The 18,426-nt window shown below is 73.5% G+C and carries 16 protein-coding genes; 13 read left to right on the top strand and 3 right to left on the bottom strand.

The annotated features are described in order from the left end of the window. The first annotated feature begins 62 nt into the window (after positions 1-62). Complete coding sequence (locus ACZ7LE_RS15815; protein ID WP_470404198.1) at positions 63-785, top strand: helix-turn-helix domain-containing protein; 723 nt, start codon at positions 63-65, stop codon at positions 783-785. Positions 786-874: 89 nt separating this feature from the next. On the opposite strand, the gene ACZ7LE_RS15810 is transcribed toward ACZ7LE_RS15815, so the two are convergent. Continuing rightward, complete coding sequence (locus tag ACZ7LE_RS15810) at positions 875-2,281, bottom strand: glycine--tRNA ligase (RefSeq protein WP_397399010.1); 1,407 nt, start codon at positions 2,279-2,281, stop codon at positions 875-877. 180 nt (positions 2,282-2,461) lie between these two features. On the opposite strand from ACZ7LE_RS15810, the gene ACZ7LE_RS15805 reads away from it, so the two are divergent. The 7 genes from ACZ7LE_RS15805 (at position 2,462) to amaB (ending at position 9,965) form a co-directional block, all read left to right on the top strand. After that, complete coding sequence (locus tag ACZ7LE_RS15805; protein ID WP_470404197.1) at positions 2,462-3,430, top strand: metal ABC transporter solute-binding protein, Zn/Mn family; 969 nt, start codon at positions 2,462-2,464, stop codon at positions 3,428-3,430. After that, positions 3,427-4,251 carry a metal ABC transporter ATP-binding protein gene (locus ACZ7LE_RS15800; protein ID WP_470404196.1) on the top strand — a complete coding sequence of 275 codons (825 nt, stop codon included), beginning with the start codon at positions 3,427-3,429 and terminating at the stop codon, positions 4,249-4,251. The genes ACZ7LE_RS15805 and ACZ7LE_RS15800 overlap by 4 nt, the downstream gene beginning before the upstream one ends. A 2-nt stretch (positions 4,252-4,253) precedes the next feature. Then, on the top strand, positions 4,254-5,183 hold the full coding sequence (locus tag ACZ7LE_RS15795; protein WP_470404560.1) for a metal ABC transporter permease: 930 nt from the start codon (positions 4,254-4,256) through the stop codon (positions 5,181-5,183). Beyond that, positions 5,183-5,578 carry a Fur family transcriptional regulator gene (locus ACZ7LE_RS15790; protein ID WP_377230724.1) on the top strand — a complete coding sequence of 132 codons (396 nt, stop codon included), beginning with the start codon at positions 5,183-5,185 and terminating at the stop codon, positions 5,576-5,578. Before ACZ7LE_RS15795 ends, ACZ7LE_RS15790 begins: the two co-directional genes overlap by 1 nt. A gap of 142 nt (positions 5,579-5,720) precedes the next feature. Beyond that, complete coding sequence (locus ACZ7LE_RS15785; protein ID WP_470404195.1) at positions 5,721-6,968, top strand: NAD(P)/FAD-dependent oxidoreductase; 1,248 nt, start codon at positions 5,721-5,723, stop codon at positions 6,966-6,968. A 16-nt stretch (positions 6,969-6,984) separates the two neighbouring features. After that, positions 6,985-8,415 carry a 2-oxoadipate dioxygenase/decarboxylase gene (gene hglS / locus ACZ7LE_RS15780; protein ID WP_470404194.1) on the top strand — a complete coding sequence of 477 codons (1,431 nt, stop codon included), beginning with the start codon at positions 6,985-6,987 and terminating at the stop codon, positions 8,413-8,415. Continuing rightward, positions 8,412-9,965: an L-piperidine-6-carboxylate dehydrogenase gene (gene amaB, locus ACZ7LE_RS15775; protein ID WP_470404193.1), complete on the top strand. Its 1,554-nt coding sequence runs from the start codon at positions 8,412-8,414 to the stop codon at positions 9,963-9,965. Before hglS ends, amaB begins: the two co-directional genes overlap by 4 nt. A gap of 112 nt (positions 9,966-10,077) precedes the next feature. Here the strand turns inward: amaB and ACZ7LE_RS15770 are convergent, their stop codons facing one another. Then, entirely contained in the window at positions 10,078-11,313 is a 1,236-nt protein-coding gene (locus ACZ7LE_RS15770) for a hypothetical protein (RefSeq protein ID WP_470404192.1), read from the bottom strand. Positions 11,314-11,542: 229 nt separating this feature from the next. Here ACZ7LE_RS15770 and ACZ7LE_RS15765 point away from each other — a divergent pair, with 229 nt between their 5' ends. The 5 genes from ACZ7LE_RS15765 to ACZ7LE_RS15745 all read left to right on the top strand — a co-directional run bounded on the left by ACZ7LE_RS15765 (position 11,543) and on the right by ACZ7LE_RS15745 (position 16,532). Then, entirely contained in the window at positions 11,543-12,817 is a 1,275-nt protein-coding gene (locus tag ACZ7LE_RS15765) for a hypothetical protein (RefSeq protein WP_470404191.1), read from the top strand. Positions 12,818-12,942: 125 nt separating this feature from the next. Then, a complete protein-coding gene (locus ACZ7LE_RS15760; protein ID WP_470404190.1) occupies positions 12,943-13,914 on the top strand; it encodes an ABC transporter ATP-binding protein in 972 nt (323 codons plus the stop codon). Next, a complete protein-coding gene (locus tag ACZ7LE_RS15755) occupies positions 13,911-14,717 on the top strand; it encodes an ABC transporter permease (protein ID WP_470404189.1) in 807 nt (268 codons plus the stop codon). The genes ACZ7LE_RS15760 and ACZ7LE_RS15755 overlap by 4 nt, the downstream gene beginning before the upstream one ends. A 10-nt stretch (positions 14,718-14,727) precedes the next feature. Then, positions 14,728-15,930 (top strand): sensor histidine kinase, encoded by a 1,203-nt coding sequence (locus ACZ7LE_RS15750; RefSeq protein ID WP_470404188.1) that lies wholly within the window; start codon positions 14,728-14,730, stop codon positions 15,928-15,930. After that, positions 15,927-16,532, top strand: coding sequence for a response regulator transcription factor (locus ACZ7LE_RS15745; protein WP_470404187.1), 606 nt, complete (start codon positions 15,927-15,929; stop codon positions 16,530-16,532). Before ACZ7LE_RS15750 ends, ACZ7LE_RS15745 begins: the two co-directional genes overlap by 4 nt. 25 nt (positions 16,533-16,557) lie before the next feature. Here ACZ7LE_RS15745 and ACZ7LE_RS15740 read toward each other — a convergent pair whose 3' ends face one another. After that, positions 16,558-18,384 (bottom strand): serine/threonine-protein kinase, encoded by a 1,827-nt coding sequence (locus tag ACZ7LE_RS15740; RefSeq protein WP_470404186.1) that lies wholly within the window; start codon positions 18,382-18,384, stop codon positions 16,558-16,560. Positions 18,385-18,426 lie beyond the last annotated feature (42 nt).

The raw sequence follows: 18,426 nt of genomic DNA, 5'->3' as shown, positions 1-18,426 counted from the left end.
GTTGTCCACAGGCGCGTCGACCTCGCCCGGACCGCGGGCCCGATCACTGGCACGATCGGTCGATGGATCTCGCCGCACTGATCAAGGAGGCCCGCCAGGAGGCCCGGCTCACGCAGGAGGAGCTCGGGCGTCGGGTCGGTCGGTCCCGGGCATCGATCTCCCAGCTCGAGGCCGGAGTGCGGACGCCCAGCTTCGAGGCATTGCGGAAGATCCTCGCCGCACTGGGGAAGCAGGTCCGGCTGGAGCTGGAGCCGCTCGACGAGGACGTCCGCCGCCAGATCGTCGAGCACCGGCACGATCCGGGGCTTGCCGACCGGGTCCACCTCGCGATCGAGCAGATCGAGGACCTGATGGGCCTCGACATCCGGATCGAGGGGCTCGCCGCGGCCGCACTGCTCGGTGCCCCCGTCGACGCGGGCGACCCTCAGGTCGCCGTCGCCAGGACAGACCGTGCGATGGAGTGGCTCGCCGACAAGCTGCGGCACGAACGGATTCGCCTCCGGCCCGCCAGCTGGGTGGGGACCGCATGGCCCCGCACGCCGCAGGAGGTGCACGACCTGATCGAGGCGGAATGCCCCGACGGCTGGATCATGGTGCGCGGCTTCTTCCACGAGACACCGCTTCGGTTCGCGCCGCCCGAGGACGTCGCGCGGCACGTGCTGATCGACAACGGCGAGCACGGGCCCCTGCGGGTGCAGCCGCTGCACGAGATCGACACCACGGACCGCAACGCGGCGCGCGTCCTGCGCCTGCTGCGGGAGCAGGCACAGGACGCGCGTGACTAGCCAACCGCTGGTCGAGCTTGTCGAGACCCGGGCCGTCCGTTGGTCGAGCCTGTCGAGACCGGTCTCGACAGGCTCGACCAACGAGGGGCTCAGGCGCCGACGAGGTGGCCCGCCAGGTAGCCGACGACCTTGTCCAGGGCGACGCGCTCCTGCTGCATGGTGTCGCGGTGCCGGATGGTGACGGCCTGGTCGTCGAGGGTGTCGAAGTCGACGGTGATGCAGAACGGCGTGCCGATCTCGTCCTGCCGGCGGTAGCGCTTGCCGATCGCCTGGGTCACGTCGTAGTCGACGTTCCAGTACTTGCGCAGCTCGGCGGACAGCTTCTCCGACGTCGGCAGCAGGTCCGCCGTCTTGGACAGCGGCAGCACCGCGGCCTTGACGGGGGCCAGGCGCGGGTCGAGGCGCAGGACCGTGCGCTTGTCCACGCCGCCCTTGGTGTTCGGCGCCTCGTCCTCGGCGTACGCCTCGACGAGGAAGGCCATGAGGGACCGGGTCAGGCCCGCGGCGGGCTCGATGACGTACGGGAAGTACTTCTCGTTCGTCACCGGGTCGCGGTACGCCAGGTCCTTGCCCGAGCTCTCCGTGTGGGTCTTCAGGTCGAAGTCCGTACGGTTGGCGATGCCCTCGAGCTCACCCCACTCGCTGCCCTGGAAGCCGAAGCGGTACTCGATGTCCACCGTGCGGGTCGAGTAGTGCGACAGCTTGTCCTTGGGGTGCTCGTAGTGGCGCAGGTTGTCGGCCGAGATGCCGAGGTCCGTGTACCAGTTCGTGCGGTAGTCGATCCAGTACTGGTGCCACTCCTCGTCCTCGCCCGGCTTGACGAAGAACTCCATCTCCATCTGCTCGAACTCGCGCGTGCGGAAGATGAAGTTGCCCGGCGTGATCTCGTTGCGGAACGACTTGCCGATCTGGCCGATACCGAACGGCGGCTTCTTGCGGGCCGCGGCGGCGACGTTGGCGAAGTTCACGAAGATGCCCTGCGCGGTCTCGGGGCGCAGGTAGTGCAGGCCGGACTCGTCCTCGACCGGGCCGAGGTACGTCTTCAGCATCATGTTGAAGTCGCGGGGCTCGGTCCACTGGCCGCGGGTGCCGCAGTTGGAGCAGACGATCTCGGCGAGGCCGCCCTCGGGCGCGCGGCCCTTCTTCTCCTCGAACTCCTCGATCATCTGGTCCTCGCGGAACCGCTTGTGACACGAGAGGCACTCGGTGAGCGGGTCGGTGAACACGCCGACGTGGCCGGAGGCCACCCACACCTGGCGCGGCAGGATGACCGCCGAGTCGAGGCCGACGATGTCGTCCCGGCTCGTGACCATCGCACGCCACCACTGCTTCTTGATGTTCTCCTTGAGCTCCACGCCGAGGGGTCCGTAGTCCCACGCAGAGCGCGTACCGCCGTAGATCTCGCCCGACGGGAAGACGAAACCTCGTCGCTTCGCGAGCGAGACGACGGCGTCGAGCTTGGCGGTCTGCGCAGAGCGCACTGACTTGTCGGACACGAGGGATCTCTCCAGGGGAACAGGTGGAAGTAACGTCCGCCCAGCCTACCGTCCGCGCCCGCCGGTCGAGCTTGTCGAGACCTGGTTTCGACTGGCTCAACCAGCGGGCGTCGTGCGCGTGACCGACCTCTCGATCCCGATCTTTGACAATCGTTCTCAACAAGCGTGAGAATCGTTCTCATGACCTCGACCCGCGCCACCGGCGCCGCCCTGACCAGCCTCGTCCTCGCCGGTGCGGCGACCCTCGCGGGTTGCTCCGCCCAGGGGGCGGGCGGCGCGGGCGGGGAGTCCGACGGCGTCGTCGTGCTCGCGTCGTTCTACCCGCTCCAGTACGTGGCGCAGCAGATCGGCGGCGACCTGGTCACCGTCGACAACCTCACGCCGCCGGCCGCCGAGCCGCACGACCTGGAACTGTCCCCGGCGCAGGTCCGCGAGATCGGCACCGCCGACCTGGTGGTTTACCTCTCCGGCTTCCAGGCCGCCGTCGACGAGGGCGTCGAGTCCCGTGCCCCGGAGCACGTGGTCGACGCCGCGGACGCCGCCGGGCTCGTCGAGCACGCCGAGGAGACCGAGGAGGAGCACGCGGAGCACGCCGAGGAGGGCGACGGGCACGACCACGGCGCGGTCGACCCGCACTTCTGGCTGGACCCGAGCCGGCTGGCCGCCGTCGGGCAGGCCGTCGCCGACGAGCTGTCCGCCGTCGACCCGGAGCACGCCGACCAGTACGCCGCCGGCGCCCTCCAGCTCGGCGAGCGCCTCGACGAGCTGGACCAGGAGATGGCCGACGGCCTCGCCGCCTGTCAGGGCGCGACGCTCGTGACGAGCCACGCGGCGTTCGGCTACCTCGCCGACCGGTACGCGCTGGAGCAGGTCGGCATCTCCGAGCTCGACCCGGAGGCGGAGCCGTCCCCGGCGCGCCTGCGCGAGATCGGCGCCGTGGTCAAGGAGAACGGCGTGAAGACGCTGTACTCGGAGACGCTGGTGAGCCCCAAGGTCACGGAGACGCTGGCCGCAGACCTGGGTGTGGACACCGCCGTGCTGGACCCGCTGGAGGGTCTGTCGGAGGAGGCCGCGGCCGCGGGTGACGACTACGTCTCCGTGATGCAGGTCAACCTCGCCGCGCTCGAGGAGGGACTGGTCTGCGCATGACGGACACTAAGCAGGTGACCGAGACCAGCGAACCCGTCATCGAGGCGCGCGGCCTGCACTTCCGTGCGGGCGCGAGCCACATCCTGCGCGGCATCGACCTGACGGTCGAGGCCGGCGAGGTCGTCGCGCTGCTCGGCGCGAACGGCTCCGGCAAGTCCACGCTGGTGAAGTCGCTGGTGGGCATCAACGTGCCGTCCGCCGGCACGGTCCGGCTGCTCGGCGAGCCTCTCGGCGCGGGCCGGCGGGCCGGGACGGTCGACTGGGGCCGCATCGGCTACGTGCCGCAGCGCGCCGGGGCGGGCGGCGGCATCCCGTCGACCGCCCAGGAGGTCGTGGCCTCGGGCCTGCTGCACGGGCGCCGCCTGCGGCTGCCGCGCGGCTGGCGCGACCGCGTCGCGGTGGCCCTGGAGCAGGTCGGCCTCGCCGAGCGCGTGCACGACCCGGTGCACCTCCTGTCGGGCGGGCAGCAGCAGCGCATCCTCATCGCGCGCGCCCTGGTCCGCGAGCCGGACCTGCTCGTGCTGGACGAGCCCGTCGCGGGTGTGGACGTCGCCAGCCAGGAGGCGTTCGCCACCACGATGCGGCGGCTGGTCGACGGCGGCCTCACGGTGCTCGTGGTGCTGCACGAGCTGGGCGAGCTCGAACCGCTCGTCACGCGCGCCGTCGTGCTCAAGCACGGCAAGGTCGTGCACGACGGCGCCCCGCCGCAGGCGCGGCACGACCACGACCGTGCGGGGCACCGCCACCAGCACCCGCACGCCGACGACAACTCCCTCGACCCCGCCGAGTCCAGGGCCTTCGACCTGGAGGTGCGCCCGTGATCATGCTCATGCTGACCGACCCGTTCATGCAGCGGGCCCTCGTCGCCGCGCTCCTGGTCGGCGTCACGGCGCCCGTCGTGGGCACCTACCTGGTGCAGCGCAAGCTCTCCCTGCTCGGTGACGGCATCGGGCACGTCGCCCTGACGGGTGTCGCGCTGGGCTGGCTCGTCGGTGCGGGCATGGGCCTGACGCCGAACGACGCCCTCGCGATCCCCGGCGCCGTGGTCGCCGCGGTGGTGGGCTCCGTGCTCATCGAGGTGGTCCGGCGCCGCGGTCGTACGTCCGGCGACCTCGCGCTCGCCATCATGTTCTACGGCGGCATCGCGGGCGGCGTCCTCCTCATCGGCATCGCCGGCGGCTCCTCCGGGAACCTCATGACCTACCTGTTCGGCTCGATCTCCACGGTGTCCGACGCCGACCTCTGGCTCACCGTCGTGCTCTCCGCCGTGGTCCTCGCGGTCGGCGTGGGCCTGCGGCACGCGCTGTTCTCCGTGAGCCACGACGAGGAGTTCTCGATCGCCTCCGGTCTGCCGGTGTGGGCGCTGAACATCGTGGTGGCCGTCGTGTCGGCCCTCACCGTGACGGTCGCGATGCGCGTGGTCGGGCTGCTGCTGGTCAGCGCGCTCATGATCGTGCCCGTCGCCATCGCACAGCAGGTCACGCACGCCTTCGGCCGCACCATGCTCACCGCGTGCGTGGTCGGCGTGGTCGTCTGCCTGACGGGCCTGAGCATCACCTACTGGTACAACGTCTCGCCCGGCGCCACTATCGTGGTGCTGGCCATCGGGGTGTACGCGGTGGTCTCCCTGCTGGCGCCGCTCCTGGGCCGACGGCGCCCCGCGCACGACCCGCACCCCGACCTGCCCGACGACGTCGACCTGCCCGCGGCCGCCACCGAACGTGCGGCCGCCGCCGCGAAGGAGTGCCGCTGATGACCGCACGCATGACCCGGCAGCGCACCGCTGTCGTCGAGGCGCTGGACGAGCTCGCCGACTTCCGCTCGGCCCAGCAGCTCCACGAGGCCCTGCGGGCCCGCGGCGAGTCCGTGGGGCTCGCGACCGTGTACCGGGCGCTCCAGGCGCTCGCCGAGGCGAGCGAGGTGGACGTGCTGCGCGCGGAGGACGGCGAGAGCCTGTACCGCCGGTGCGCCCGCCGCGAGCACCACCACCACCTCGTGTGCCGGATGTGCGGCCGCACCGTCGAGATCGACGGCCCCACCGTCGAGGCGTGGGCCTCGAAGGTCGCCTCCTCCCAGGGGTTCGACGACATCGAGCACACGATCGAGCTGTGGGGCACGTGCGCGGACTGCCGCGCGGCGGCGCACTGAGCCGAGCGCGCTGCCCCGTGCGCACTGAACTGACGACGCCGCGGGGCCCTGTCGCTACCTGATTCCCCCGAGTTCGCGCGGTCTCGCAAGAACAATTCCGGTGCCGACCATATCCGGCCGGAGCCCGTGGCAGGATGCGTGCATGACCTCAGCACGGCGCCCCGCGGACCGTCGGGGACGGCTGCCCGCGCGCGCCGACGTCGTCGTGGTCGGCGGCGGCGCGCTCGGCTCGTCGGTGGCGTTCCACCTGGCCGAGGACGGTGTCGACGTGCTCCTCCTGGAGGCCGACGAGCTCGCCTCGGGCAGCTCGGGCAAGCCCATCGGGGGAGTGCGCGCCCAGTTCTCCGACCCCGCCAACGTCGACCTCGGCAACCGCAGCCTGGACCTGTACGAGGACTTCGCGTCGCGCCCGGGCGCGGACATCGGGCTGCAGCAGCCGGGCTACCTGTTCCTCCTGCCGACCGCCGACGACGTCGTGCTGTTCGAGGAGTCCGTGGCCATGCAGAACGAGCGCGGCGTGGCCAGCCGCATGCTCGGCCACGACGAGGTGCGCCGGCTCAACCCGTACGTCGACGCCGACCGCTACACCGGGGCGGCGTACGCCGCGCGCGACGGGTTCGCACACCCGAAGGCCGTCGTGGAAGGCTACGCGGACGGCGCCGAGCGGCACGGCGCCACGGTCCGCACCCACGTCACCGTGACCGACGTCGAGACCCGGGGCGACGCCGTCGTCGCCGTCTGGACCAGCCAGGGCCGGGTGCGCACCGGCGCCGTCGTGCTGTGCACCGGGGCCTGGACGCGGGAGCTGGCCACGAAGGCGGGCCTCGACCTGCCCGTGGACCCCTACCGGCGGCAGATCGGGTTCACGCCGCGACTGGACCCGACGCCGCCCCGCATCCCGTTCACGATCGACTACGGCAGCACGTTCTACTTCCACAACGCCGAGCCCGGCGGCCTGCTGCTCGGCATCGCGGACCCCGAGACGCCGATCGCGTTCGAGCGCACCTACGACCCGGCCTGGCTGCCGCTGCTGCGCGGCGCGATCGGCGCGTGTGCGCCCGGCCTGGACGACGTCCCGGTCGCGCGCGGCTGGGCCGGGCTCTACGAGATGACGCCCGACCACAACGCCCTGATCGGCGAGGCCACCGGCGTGCCCGGCCGCGTGCTGTACGCGACGGGCTTCTCGGGGCACGGGTTCCTCCAGGCGCCCGCCGTCGGCGAGGTGGTGCGCGACCTGTACGCCGGCCGCACCCCGCAGATCGACGTGTCCGGGTTCGGCGCGGACCGGTTCGCGACGGACGACGACGACCCCACCCCACCCACGACGAGCGCCACGAACGCTCCCACCACGCGCTCGGGGCGACGAGGCCCCGAGGCGAACATCATCTGAAGGCAAGGAGAGATCGATGTCGGCACCGACGTTCCTCGAGCCCTGGCAGCTGAGGGCCGCGTTCGCGCGCAGCCTCTCGGACATGTACGGCAAGGAGGTTCCGGCCTACACCACGCTGCTCGACGTGTCGCACGAGGTCAACGCCGACTTCGTGACGCAGCACGGGGCGGACGCCGAACGGCTCGGCTCCATCGCCCGCGTCACGGCGGAACGGCACGGCGCGATCCGGGTGGGCACCCCCACCGAGATGTCGCAGGTCGCCCGGGTCTTCGGCGCGATGGGCATGCACCCGGTCGGGTTCTACGACCTGCGGGACGCCTCCTCCAGCTCCGTGCCCGTGATCTCCACGGCGTTCCGCCCGATCGAGCGCGCGGAGCTGGCCCGCAACCCCTTCCGGGTGTTCACGTCGATGCTCGTGCCCGCAGACCGCCGCTTCTTCACGGCGGACCTGGAGCAGCGCCTGGAGAACTTCCTCGGTGCCCGCACCCTGTTCGGCCCCGAGCTGCTCGCGCTCGCCGACCGCGCGGAGGCCGAGGGCGGCCTCCCCGAGGACCAGGCCACGGAGTTCCTGCGGCTGGCGACCGAGGCGTTCGAGCTGTCCCGCGAGCCCGTGGACCAGGCCTGGTACCGCGAGCTGGAGGCGGTCAGCGCCGTCGCCGCCGACATCGGCGGCATCGCCTCCACGCACATCAACCACCTCACGCCGCGCGTGCTGGACATCGACGACCTGTACGCGCGCATGGAGGCCCGCGGCATCACGATGATCGACGCGATCCAGGGGCCGCCGCGCTGGGAGGGCCCGGACGTGCTGCTGCGGCAGACGTCGTTCCGCGCGCTCGCCGAGCCCCGCACCTTCCGCACCGCCGACGGCGAGATCATCAGCGACTCCCTGCGCGTGCGGTTCGGCGAGGTCGAGGCGCGCGGCATCGCGCTGACCCGCGCCGGCCGCGCCGCGTACGACGCCGCCGTGGTCGAGATCGACGAGGCCGCCGCCGCGGCCCGCGCCGCCGACCCCGGCTTCACGGAGGCGCAGCGCCAGCAGCTCGCGCGCGCCGTCTGGCAGAAGACCTTCCCGACGACCGAGGCGGCGCTCGCCGACCAGGAGCTCGGCTGGTTCACCTACGAACCGGTGGTCGAGCCTGTCGAGACCGGGTCGCGCATCCCCGCCGTCGTCCGCCAGCCGATCGTCTACGAGGACTTCCTGCCGCGCTCGGCGGCCGGGATCTTCCAGTCCAACCTCACGTCCGACGGCGCCAAGGACGCCAGCCAGGAGGGCACCGACCGGGATGCCGACTGGATGGCGGGCGCGCTCGGCCGCGAGCTGAACGACCCCTTCGACCTGTACGCCGACCAGGTGGCCAGGTCCCTGACCGCCGCCGCCGAGACCCTCGGCGTCGACCCGGCCACCCTCACCACCACCCACCGCACAACGGGAGCACCGCGATGACCAGCACCACCACCCACAGCCCGCTGACGACCGAGCTGCACGACGCCGCCCTCGCCGCGCTGGCGCGGCTGGGCGCCACGCCCGCGCTGGTCGATCCTGCCGAGGCCGGTACGGGCCTGCCCGTCGTGTCGCCGCTGTCCGGGCAGCCGCTGCTGGAGCTGCGCCGCGCCGGCGCCGCCGAGGCCGCCACCGCCGTCGGCGAGGCCGCTGAGGCGTTCACGACCTGGCGCTCCGTGCCGGCCCCGGTGCGCGGGCAGGTCGTCAAGCGCCTCGGCGAGCTGCTCACCGAGCACAAGGCCGACCTGGCCGAGCTCGTCACCATCGAGGCGGGCAAGATCACCAGCGAGGCCCTGGGCGAGGTCCAGGAGATGATCGACATCTGCGACTTCGCCGTCGGGCTGTCCCGCCAGGTGGGCGGCCGCACCATGCCGTCCGAGCGCCCCGGCCACCGCCTCATGGAGACGTGGCACCCCATGGGCGTGGTCGGCGTGATCAGCGCCTTCAACTTCCCGGTCGCGGTGTGGTCCTGGAACACGGCCGTCGCGCTGGTCTGCGGCGACACCGTGGTGTGGAAGCCGAGCGAGAAGACCCTCCTGTCCGCCGTCGGCGCCGCCGCGCTGCTCGACCGGGCGCTGGCCGAGGCGGGCTTCCCGGCCGGCGTCTCGCAGCTCCTGCTCGGCGACCGCGAGGCCGGCGAGGCCCTCGTGGCCGACCCGCGCGTCGCGCTCGTCTCCGCGACCGGCTCGGAGCGGATGGGCCAGCAGGTCGCGCCCGTCGTCGCGGCCCGCGGTGGCCGGTACCTGCTGGAGCTGGGCGGCAACAACGGTGCGATCGTCGCGCCGTCGGCGGACCTCGACCTCGCCGTGCGCGGCGCGGTGTTCTCCGCGGCCGGCACGGCCGGGCAGCGCTGCACGTCGCTGCGTCGCCTGATCGTGCACGAGTCGATCGTGGACGACGTCGTGGCGCGGCTCGCCAAGGTCTACGCCGGCCTGCCCGTGGGCGACCCGCGTACCGACGGCACGCTGGTGGGTCCCCTGGTCGACGCCGCGGCGCGCGACCGCATGCTGGCCGCGATCGACGAGGCCGTGACGGCGGGCGGCGAGCTCGTCGTGGGCGGCACGGCCGTGGACGTGCCCGGTGCGGAGGACGCGGCGTACGTGCACCCGGCGATCGTGCGGATGCCGGAGCAGGCCGACGTCGTCAAGCGCGAGACGTTCGCGCCGATCCTGTACGTGCTGACCTACTCGGAGCTGTCCGAGGCGATCGCCGTGCACAACGACGTGCCGCAGGGCCTGTCGTCGTCCATCTTCACGCTCGACGTGCGCGAGGCCGAGACGTTCCTGTCCGAGGTCGGCTCGGACTGCGGCATCGTGAACGTCAACATCGGCACCTCGGGCGCGGAGATCGGTGGCGCGTTCGGCGGCGAGAAGTCGACGGGCGGCGGCCGCGAGTCCGGGTCGGACGCGTGGAAGCAGTACATGCGCCGCGCCACCAACACGGTGAACTACTCCACGGACCTGCCGCTCGCGCAGGGCGTCAACTTCGGCTGACCGGCCCTGCTGACCGGCCCTGCCGGCCGGTCCCGGCGGACGAGAACGGCCCGGCCCTGTGCGTACTGACGCGTGGGGCCGGGCCGCTGTCGTGCTCCCGGTCGGGAACCGATCAGGAGACGGCGGCCGGGATCGCCATGAGGGAACCCGTCTCGGTCGTCGGGTCGGTGCTCGGGGCATACCGGTTCACCGAGGCGATGGGGACGTCGAGACGTGCCGCGACCTCCTCGATGCTGAGGTTCTGCGCCCACCGGAGCACGCGGATCTCGCTGATCTGCGCCGTGGTGAGTGCCGGCGCCGGCTCCGCGGGCGCCGCGACGAGCGCGGACGCCGGCGCCGGGGTCGGCTTCGGGGCCGGCGCGACCTCCGTCGAGAGGTCCTCCCAGTCGGCGGCGGGCGCCTCGGCGGGCGGGCTCACCGGCAGGGCGGTCCGGTCCGGCTGCACGGGCGCGTACTTGTCCTCGAGGTGCAGCCGCTCGGCGCTGATCGTCCCGGCGTCGGCCGGCGCGGCGTCGGCGGTGCCGTCGGCCTCGACCAGGTCGACGACCGGGGTCCCGTCCTCCGGGTTGATGGGCAGCACGAGCTTCGGCAGCACCAGGTCGGCCAGGGCGGCGCCGCTGGCGGCCGCCTCCTCCGGCGTCCGCCGGGGTGCGTTGGGCTCTGGCATCCACTCGCCGGCCAGCGTCGCGGCCTCCTGGACCACGTCGCGGATCGTGCGCTCCGACTCCAGGTGCGGGCGCGTCACCTCGGCGGTCACGGCCGCGGGCACGTGCCGGTGGACCCGGCCCACCGCGGCGTTCACGTCGGCGATGCGGGCCGCCCGCTCCTCCTCGGGGGCGATCTGTGCGAGCCGCACCGCGTCGAGCATGTCCAGCACGGCCGTCTGCCGGTCGTTGTGGATCTCCGCGGCCCGGTCGAGGGCGCGCGAGCTGGAGGCCGACTGGAAGAAGAGGTGGACCGCGACCGCGGCCAGGACGGGGGCGACGGCGCGGGAGATGGCGAAGATGCCCTCTCCGAGCAGCCAGCCGTGCCAGGCGGCGAGCGCGCCGGAGAGGATGCCGACGATGATCGCGCCGCCGAGCCAGCGGGCGTGCCCGGACACCGGGCGGCCGGTCTCGAGCGCGCGGTCGGCCCGGCGGCGCCCCTCCCAGGCGAGGCCGATCACCAGTGCCTCGTAGGCGACGCCGAGGGCGTAGCCGAGCCGGGGGCCCTCATAGGCAGCGATCGTGTGCGACATGCCGATGTAGGCCCAGGCCGAGAGCCCGAAGGCACCCAGGGCGAAGCCCGGGTTCCTCCGCGTGTCGGCGATGACCGCCGGAACGCGTCGGGGACGTTTCTCCGATGCCATGTTGGGTAGGTCCCTTTCGGTCAGAACAGGTGAGGACGGTGGGGATGGTGCAAGGCTGATCTTCGTCTACTTTGCGTCCTATGCGCTCTTCACGCCGAAGATCGACCTCAATCTTTTATCGAACGGCGCGTTCGGGGGTCGGTCGTTCGGGTCGATCCGGGGCGAATAGTTATCCACAATGATGCTTTATTGCGGAGCGCGATAGATGTTCGTGCCGAATGATAGCCCTATGAGCACAACACGTCGGCCCACGCCGATCACCTCGACCGTCGGACCGCTCGACGGGCTCAGCCTCCGCGACCGGCTCGACCTCGCCGCCCGGCTGGCGGGGCGCCTGGCCGCGCACGTGCTGCGGCCCGCCAACGCGGCGGCCGTCGAGCGCCTCGTCGGGTACGTCCGGTCCGAGTCGGTCGTGCCGGCGGACGAGGTCGACCCCGAGCGGTACGCCGCCGTCACCCGGGACTGCGCGACGGACCTGCTGGTCCACGCCGGGCCCCGGGAGGAGCGCGCGTCCCTGGTCCGCCGCCTCCTCGGGGAGGCTCGTCCGTGCCCGGTCCACGGCCCCGGCGCGGGCCCCGAGGACGACGGCACCGACCCCGCCGGCCTCGTCCTCGACGCCGCCGAGCGTGCGCTGCTGGAGCAGTGGTACGACGGCGGGGTGCTCGGGCACTTCATCGTGACCGACCTGGTGGACGAGCACGTGGTGCTGCACAACCTGGAGGACGACCTGGACTACCGGGTCTTCACGGGAAGCTCCGAGATCCGCGCGGTCGCCCTCGTGCCCGGCCTGCCCCTGTCCGGGCGCGTGCTGCCCGTCGGCGCGGTCTGGGTCTTCGCGAGCACCCCCGCGGTCTTCCCGCCGGACGCGATCGAGGGGGTCGTCCAGGGCGTCGTGGCCCTCCTGACGTCCTCGCCGTCGCCGGCCTTCCGCAATCCGCGCACGCTGGCCCGCGCGCGCGAGCTCGTCGCCGACCACCACCGGGCCTTCCTCGACCTCTTCGGGGACGTCGTGGTGGAGGGCACCGCGTCGCACGTCGTGGACTGCTGCCTCCGGTTCAAGGACCGGGTCGGTGCGCCCGCCGAGGAGTTCGCGCTGCTCGGCGCGCTCCGCGACGAGCGCTGGCTGCCCGACGACGCCGCCGACCCCGACGACGCCACGTTCGCCCTGGTGCACCACCCCGTCAAGGGGCTGCGGCTGCTCGACTGGTACGCGCAGCTCCGCGAGGTGCACACGGCGCCGCTCCTGCCGTGGAAGCCGCGGCGGCTCGCGCAGGTGCTGGCTGACCCGGACGCGCCGTCGTGGGTGCTGGCCCTGCTCGCCGAGCGTCACCCGGACCACCTGGACGCGCTGTACCGGGCGGCGTCCGGCCGCTCCGGCCTCACCTGGCCGCGGGACGGCGCGGCGCTGCTGCGGGACCGCGAGCCGGCGCCCGGCCGGGACGAGCCGGGGATCGTCATGGCGGCGTCCGTCATGGGCCGCGTCCCGCCGCCGGGCTGGTCGTGAGGCCGGGCACGTCGTGAGGCCGGGCTCGTCGTGAGGCCAGGTCGGCCGGCGGGATGACAGATGTCATGTCGACCTGGTGACACCCGGCAGCGGTCCGGCAGGCGGCGGCGGCGCAGGGTGGGGGCATGACATCGACAACTGCACCGGCGATCGAGGCGAGCGGCCTCGTCAAGGAGTTCCGTGGGCCCGGCGGAACGGTCCGTGCCGTCGACGGCCTCGACCTCACGATCCGGCCCGGCGAGGTCGTGGCCTTCCTGGGCCCGAACGGCGCGGGCAAGACCACGACCATCGACATGGTGCTCGGGCTGGCCGCGCCGACGTCCGGCACGGTCCGCGTGTTCGGCAAGGAGCCGGCCCGGGCCATCGCCGACGGCCAGGTCGCCGCGGTCATGCAGACCGGCGGCCTCCTGCGCGACATCACGGTCGGTGAGACGGTCGAGCTCACCGCGGCCCTGTTCGGCCGCACGGGGCCGGCAGGACCGTTCCTGGAGCGCGCCGGGATCGCCGACCTCGCCGGCCGCAGGGTCGGCAAGTGCTCCGGCGGGCAGCAGCAGCGCCTGCGGTTCGCGATGGCGCTGGTCTCCGAGCCCGACCTCCTGCTGCTGGACGAGCCCACCACGGGGATGGACGTGGAGGGCCGCCGCGAGTTCTGGGCGGCCATCCGGAACGACGCGGCGGCCGGCCGCACCGTCGTCTTCGCCACGCACTACCTGGAGGAGGCCGACGCCTACGCGGACCGGATCGTGCTGGTCAGCCACGGCCGCGTGGTCGCCGACGGCAGCGCGGCGCAGGTCAAGGCGCTCGCGTCGGGCCGCACCCTGAGCGCCGAGCTGGACGACCCCGAGGCCGCCGCCCGCGCCGCCGGCCAGGTCCGCGCCCTGCCGGGCGTCGACAGCGTCGACGTCCGCGCCACCCGGCTGCTCGTGCGCACGGCGGACTCGGACACCGTGGCCCGCCACCTGCTCACCACCACCCGCGCCCACGACCTGAGCATCACGTCCGACAACCTGGAGGACGCGTTCGTCGCCCTCACCTCCGACCACGCCGCCGCGACCGTCCCCGACCGCCCGACCACCCGCGAAGGAGCGACCCGATGACCGCCACGTCCCTGCCCGAGGTGACCCGTCCGACGTCGGGCACCGCCGGGCGCCCGTCCCCCGGAGCCGGGGCCGTCCGCGCCTACCTGGGGCTCGAGCTGCGCCGCATGCTGCGCAACCGGCGCTCCCTGGTCTTCTCGTTCGTGATGCCGCCGGTGTTCTTCCTGCTGTTCGGCACCTCCGCCGAGTACCGCTCCACCTCCGTCGGCCCGGACACGAACGTCGTCGCGTACGTGCTGGTCTCGATGGCGCTCTACGGGGCGCTGCTGACGGCGACGGCCGGCGGTGCGGGCGTCGCCGTGGAGCGCGCCCAGGGCTGGACCAGGCAGCTGCGCCTCACGCCGCTGAACCCCTGGGCGTACGTGCTGGTCAAGGTGCTCGCGTCGATGACGCTCGGCGCGGTGTCGGTGGTCGTCACGTTCGTGGTGGGCGCCTTCGCCGGGGCGCGGATGCCGGTGTCCGCCTGGATCGCCTGCGCGCTCATCGCCTGGTTCGGCTCGCTCGTCTTCGCCGCCTTCGGCCTGTTCATGGGCTACCTCCTGCCCACGGAGAACGTGATCCAGATCCTCGGTCCCGTCCTGGCGCTGCTGTCCTTCGCCGGCGGGCTGTTCATGCCGCTCGGCGACACCTGGTTCGCCACTGTCGCCCAGGTCGTCCCCACCTACGGGCTCGCCGAGCTCGTCCGTGCCCCGCTCGGCGGCGGCTCCGTGGGCGCCGCGGCCGTGGTCAACGTGGTGGCCTGGACGCTGATCTTCCTCGCCGGGGCCGTCTGGCGGTTCCGCAAGGACACGGCCCGGGTGTGAGGATGACCGCGTGACCACGCGACAGGCGCCGCCCGGCGGGCCGGCCCGGAGCCCGGAGGCCGCCCCGGCGCCCTACCAGGGCGCCGGGCTGGCCCGGTTCGGCCCCGCGCTCGGCATGATCTGGATCGTCTTCCTCGCCGAGCCGCTCCGGGAGGCGCTGGCGGCCCCCACTGTCGCGCTCCGTGTCATCGGGGTGATCGGCGTGGCGGGGACCGCCGCGCTGTTCGTCCGGGCGCTCTACCGGTTCCGGAGCCGCAGGCCGCCGACGCCGGGCGAGACGGCGCTCCTCGTCGCCGCCCAGCTCGTGTGCGTCGGCCTGACCACGATCGCCGCCGCGCAGCACGGTCTCGTCGGCTTCGTGTTCGTCTGTGTCAGCGTCGTGCTGGTCGTACCGCGACGGTTCGGTCTCGTGATCGTCGTAGCCCTTCTGCTCGGGCTGCTGCTCCTGCCCCGGGTGGTCCCCGGCTGGCAGCCCGAGGACGGCACGGTGGTCTCGGCGGTCCTCGCGAGCCTCGCCGTGCTCGGCCTGCGCGGTGTGGTCGAGCGCAACCGGAAGCTGGTCCTGGCCCACGAGGAGGTCGCCGCGCTCGCCGTCTCCCGGGAGCGGGAACGGATCGCCCGCGACATGCACGACATCCTGGGTCACTCCCTGACCGTCGTGTCCGTCAAGGCCGAGCTCGCCGCACGGCTGCTGCGCAGCGGCGCCGCCGAGCTCACGCCGGAGGCCCGGCGCGCCGCGGACGAGATCGCCGAGGTCCAGGCGCTCGCCCGCTCGGCGCTCGCGGACATGCGGGGCATGGTGGCCGGGGAGCGCCAGGTGACCCTGGCGGGCGAGCTCGCCGCGGCCCGGTCCGCCTTCGACGCCGCGGGGATCGACGCCGACCTGCCCGGCGCGGTGGACGAGGTCGCCGAGTCACGCCGCGACGTCTTCGCCTGGGCGCTGCGTGAGGGCACCACCAACGTGCTGCGGCACGCGGCCGCCCGCCACGTCGTGGTCACGCTGACGCCGGACGCCCTGGTGGTGGACGACGACGGGCGCGGCGCGCGCGGGGGCGGGACGGCGGCGTCGAACGGGCACGGGCTGACGGGCCTGACCGAGCGGGCCGGGGCCGCGGGCCTGGCCGTGGCGACCGGGCCGAGCCCGCTGGGCGGCCTCCGGCTGGAGGTGCGCGCCCCCGACGGACCCGCACAGGACAGGAAGGACACCGCATGATCCGGCTGCTGCTGGCCGACGACCAGGCGCTCGTGCGCGGCGCGCTCGCCGCGCTGCTGGACCTGGAGACCGACCTGGAGGTCGTGGCGCAGGTGGGGCGCGGCGACGAGGTGGTGGCCGCGGCACGGGCCGCGCGGGCCGACGTCGCGCTGCTCGACGTCGAGATGCCGGGCCTGGACGGGATCGCCGCAGCGGCGGCGATCCGGGCCGAGCTGCCGGGCTGCCGGTCCCTGATCGTGACCACGTTCGGCCGCCCCGGCTACCTGCGGCGCGCGCTGGACGTGGGGGCGAGCGGGTTCGTCGTCAAGGACACCCCCGCCGAGCAGCTCGCGGACGCCGTGCGGCGGGTGCACTCGGGCCTGCGCGTGGTTGACCCGGACCTGGCGGTCGCCTCGCTGGCCGTCGGCTCCAGCCCGCTCACCGAGCGGGAGACCCACGTGCTCGCCCTGGCCGCCGACGGCGGGACCGTGGCCCAGGTCGCGGCGGAGGCGTACCTGTCGGAGGGGACGGTCCGTAACTACCTGTCGTCCGCCATGGGCAAGACGGGCGCGCGGACGCGGGCCGAGGCGGTGCGGATCGCGCGGGAGAACGGCTGGTTGTGAGGCGCGCCGGGTCGCGCCGGGCAGGTCACTCGGGCGGAGTCCAGTCGGCCGGCATGGTGAACGTGTCGCGGAACTCGTCCGAACGGTAGCCTGCCCGCTCTGCCTTGACCGTCACGGTGATGCGGTTGCCCTTGTGGCTCCCGCGGATCCACGTGCGCGGACCGGCCGGCTCCTCCGCCGACCCGATGGCCACGCCGCCGTCGATGTCGACGTAGGTCCAGGTGTAGGTCACGTTCGGGTCCTGGTCGACCTCGCAGTACGCGAACCAGCCGGCGTGCAGCGTGCCCTCGGTCAGGTGTACGGCGCAGCTCGGCTTCGGCACGGTGGGCTGGGGCACCGTGCCGGTGGCGTTGGAGAGCGCCACGGCCTCGCGGTATCCCGTCCGGGTGCCGGTCAGCTTGACCTGGACGGGTTTGCCGACGTCGTCGAGTGCGATGGTGTAGCTGCACGAGCCGAGGTTGTCCCGCTCCACGCCGCCGATGCTCCACACGCACGTGCTGCTGGCCGGCTGCGGCGCCCAGTTCTTCGGCCAGGCGGTGATCTTCTGGCCGACCTCGACCTGTGCCGGGATCGACACGGTGCCCGGCCGGAACTGGGTCAGGACGGCGTCCTGCTTCTCAGCGGCCCCGTCGTCCGGCTCGTCGACGGGCTCGTCGACAGGGGCGGCCGGGGCGCTGGGGGACGCCGACGGCTCCTTCGACGGCCCCGTCGTGCTCGGGCTGGGGCTGGGGCTGGGTGTGGTGGAGGGTTCCGCGGGCGCGGACTCCTCGGCCTGGGACGTGCTGCCCGGGTTGTCGGGGCCGAGGAAGTGCACCAGGGCCGCGGCACCGCCGCCGGCCAGCACCAGGCCGAGGGCGACCAGACCGGTCAGCACCCGGCGTCGCACCCGCCCCGGCGCGGGCACAGGATCGGGTGCCGCGTCGCCTGGGCCGGGTGTCTGTTCCGTGCCCAGTACGGTGTCCGCGCCGGTCAGGCCGGCGCCGGTCAGGCCCGTGACCTCCGGCTCGACGAGCGGCAGGGGCGCGAGGGAGGCGAGCACCGCGGCCGTCGTCGGGCGCTTGGCGGGGTCCTTGGCCAGACACGCGGCCACCAGGGCACGCAGGCCGGCCGGCACGTCGTCCAGGGCGGGCGGCTCGTGCACGATCCGGTAGGTGACCGTGGCCAGGCTGCCCGTGCCGAACGGCGGGGTCCCGGTCGCGGCGAGGTGGGCGACGGCGCCCAGCGACCACACGTCGGTCGCGGTGGTGACGGCCTCGCCGCGGGCCTGCTCGGGTGACATGAACTGGGGCGTGCCCGGCTGGACACCCGTGGTGGTCAGGGAGGTCGCGTCGGAGTCGGCGACGACGCCCAGGTCGATCAGCACCGGCCCGTCCGGGCCGAGCAGCACGTTGGTGGGCTTGACGTCCCGGTGGACCAGGCCCTGGCGGTGGATCGCGTCGAGCGCCTCGGCCAGGCCGACGGCGAGCTCACGGACGGCGTCCTCGGGCAGGCTGCCCAGCTCGGTGATGGCCTGTGCCAGGGTGGGCCCGGGTACGTGCTCGGTCGCGAGCCAGGGTGTGGGCGCGTCGACGTCGAAGTCGACGACGGCCGCCGTGCGGTGGCTGCGCAGCCGCGTCGCGGCGGAGACCTCGCGGCGGAACCGGGTGCGGAACTCGCTCTCACCGGTGCGCTCGGGGTGGATCACCTTGATCGCGAGCAGGCGGCCGCTGCGGGTCGCGCCGAGGTAGACCACGCCCATGCCGCCCTGACCCAGCCGGCCGCGGATCTCGTAACCACCGATCTCGGGCGGGTCATCGACCGTGGGGGGCTCGACCTCAGGTACTTGGACACGTCGGACCACGGCGGACAGCACCCGAGGAGCCTAGCGGACGGGGTCGGCTTCACCCACGGTCTG

It is taken from the genome of Promicromonospora sp. NPDC110617 (assembly GCF_055598465.1).
This window is presented reverse-complemented; position numbering and strand designations above follow the sequence as displayed.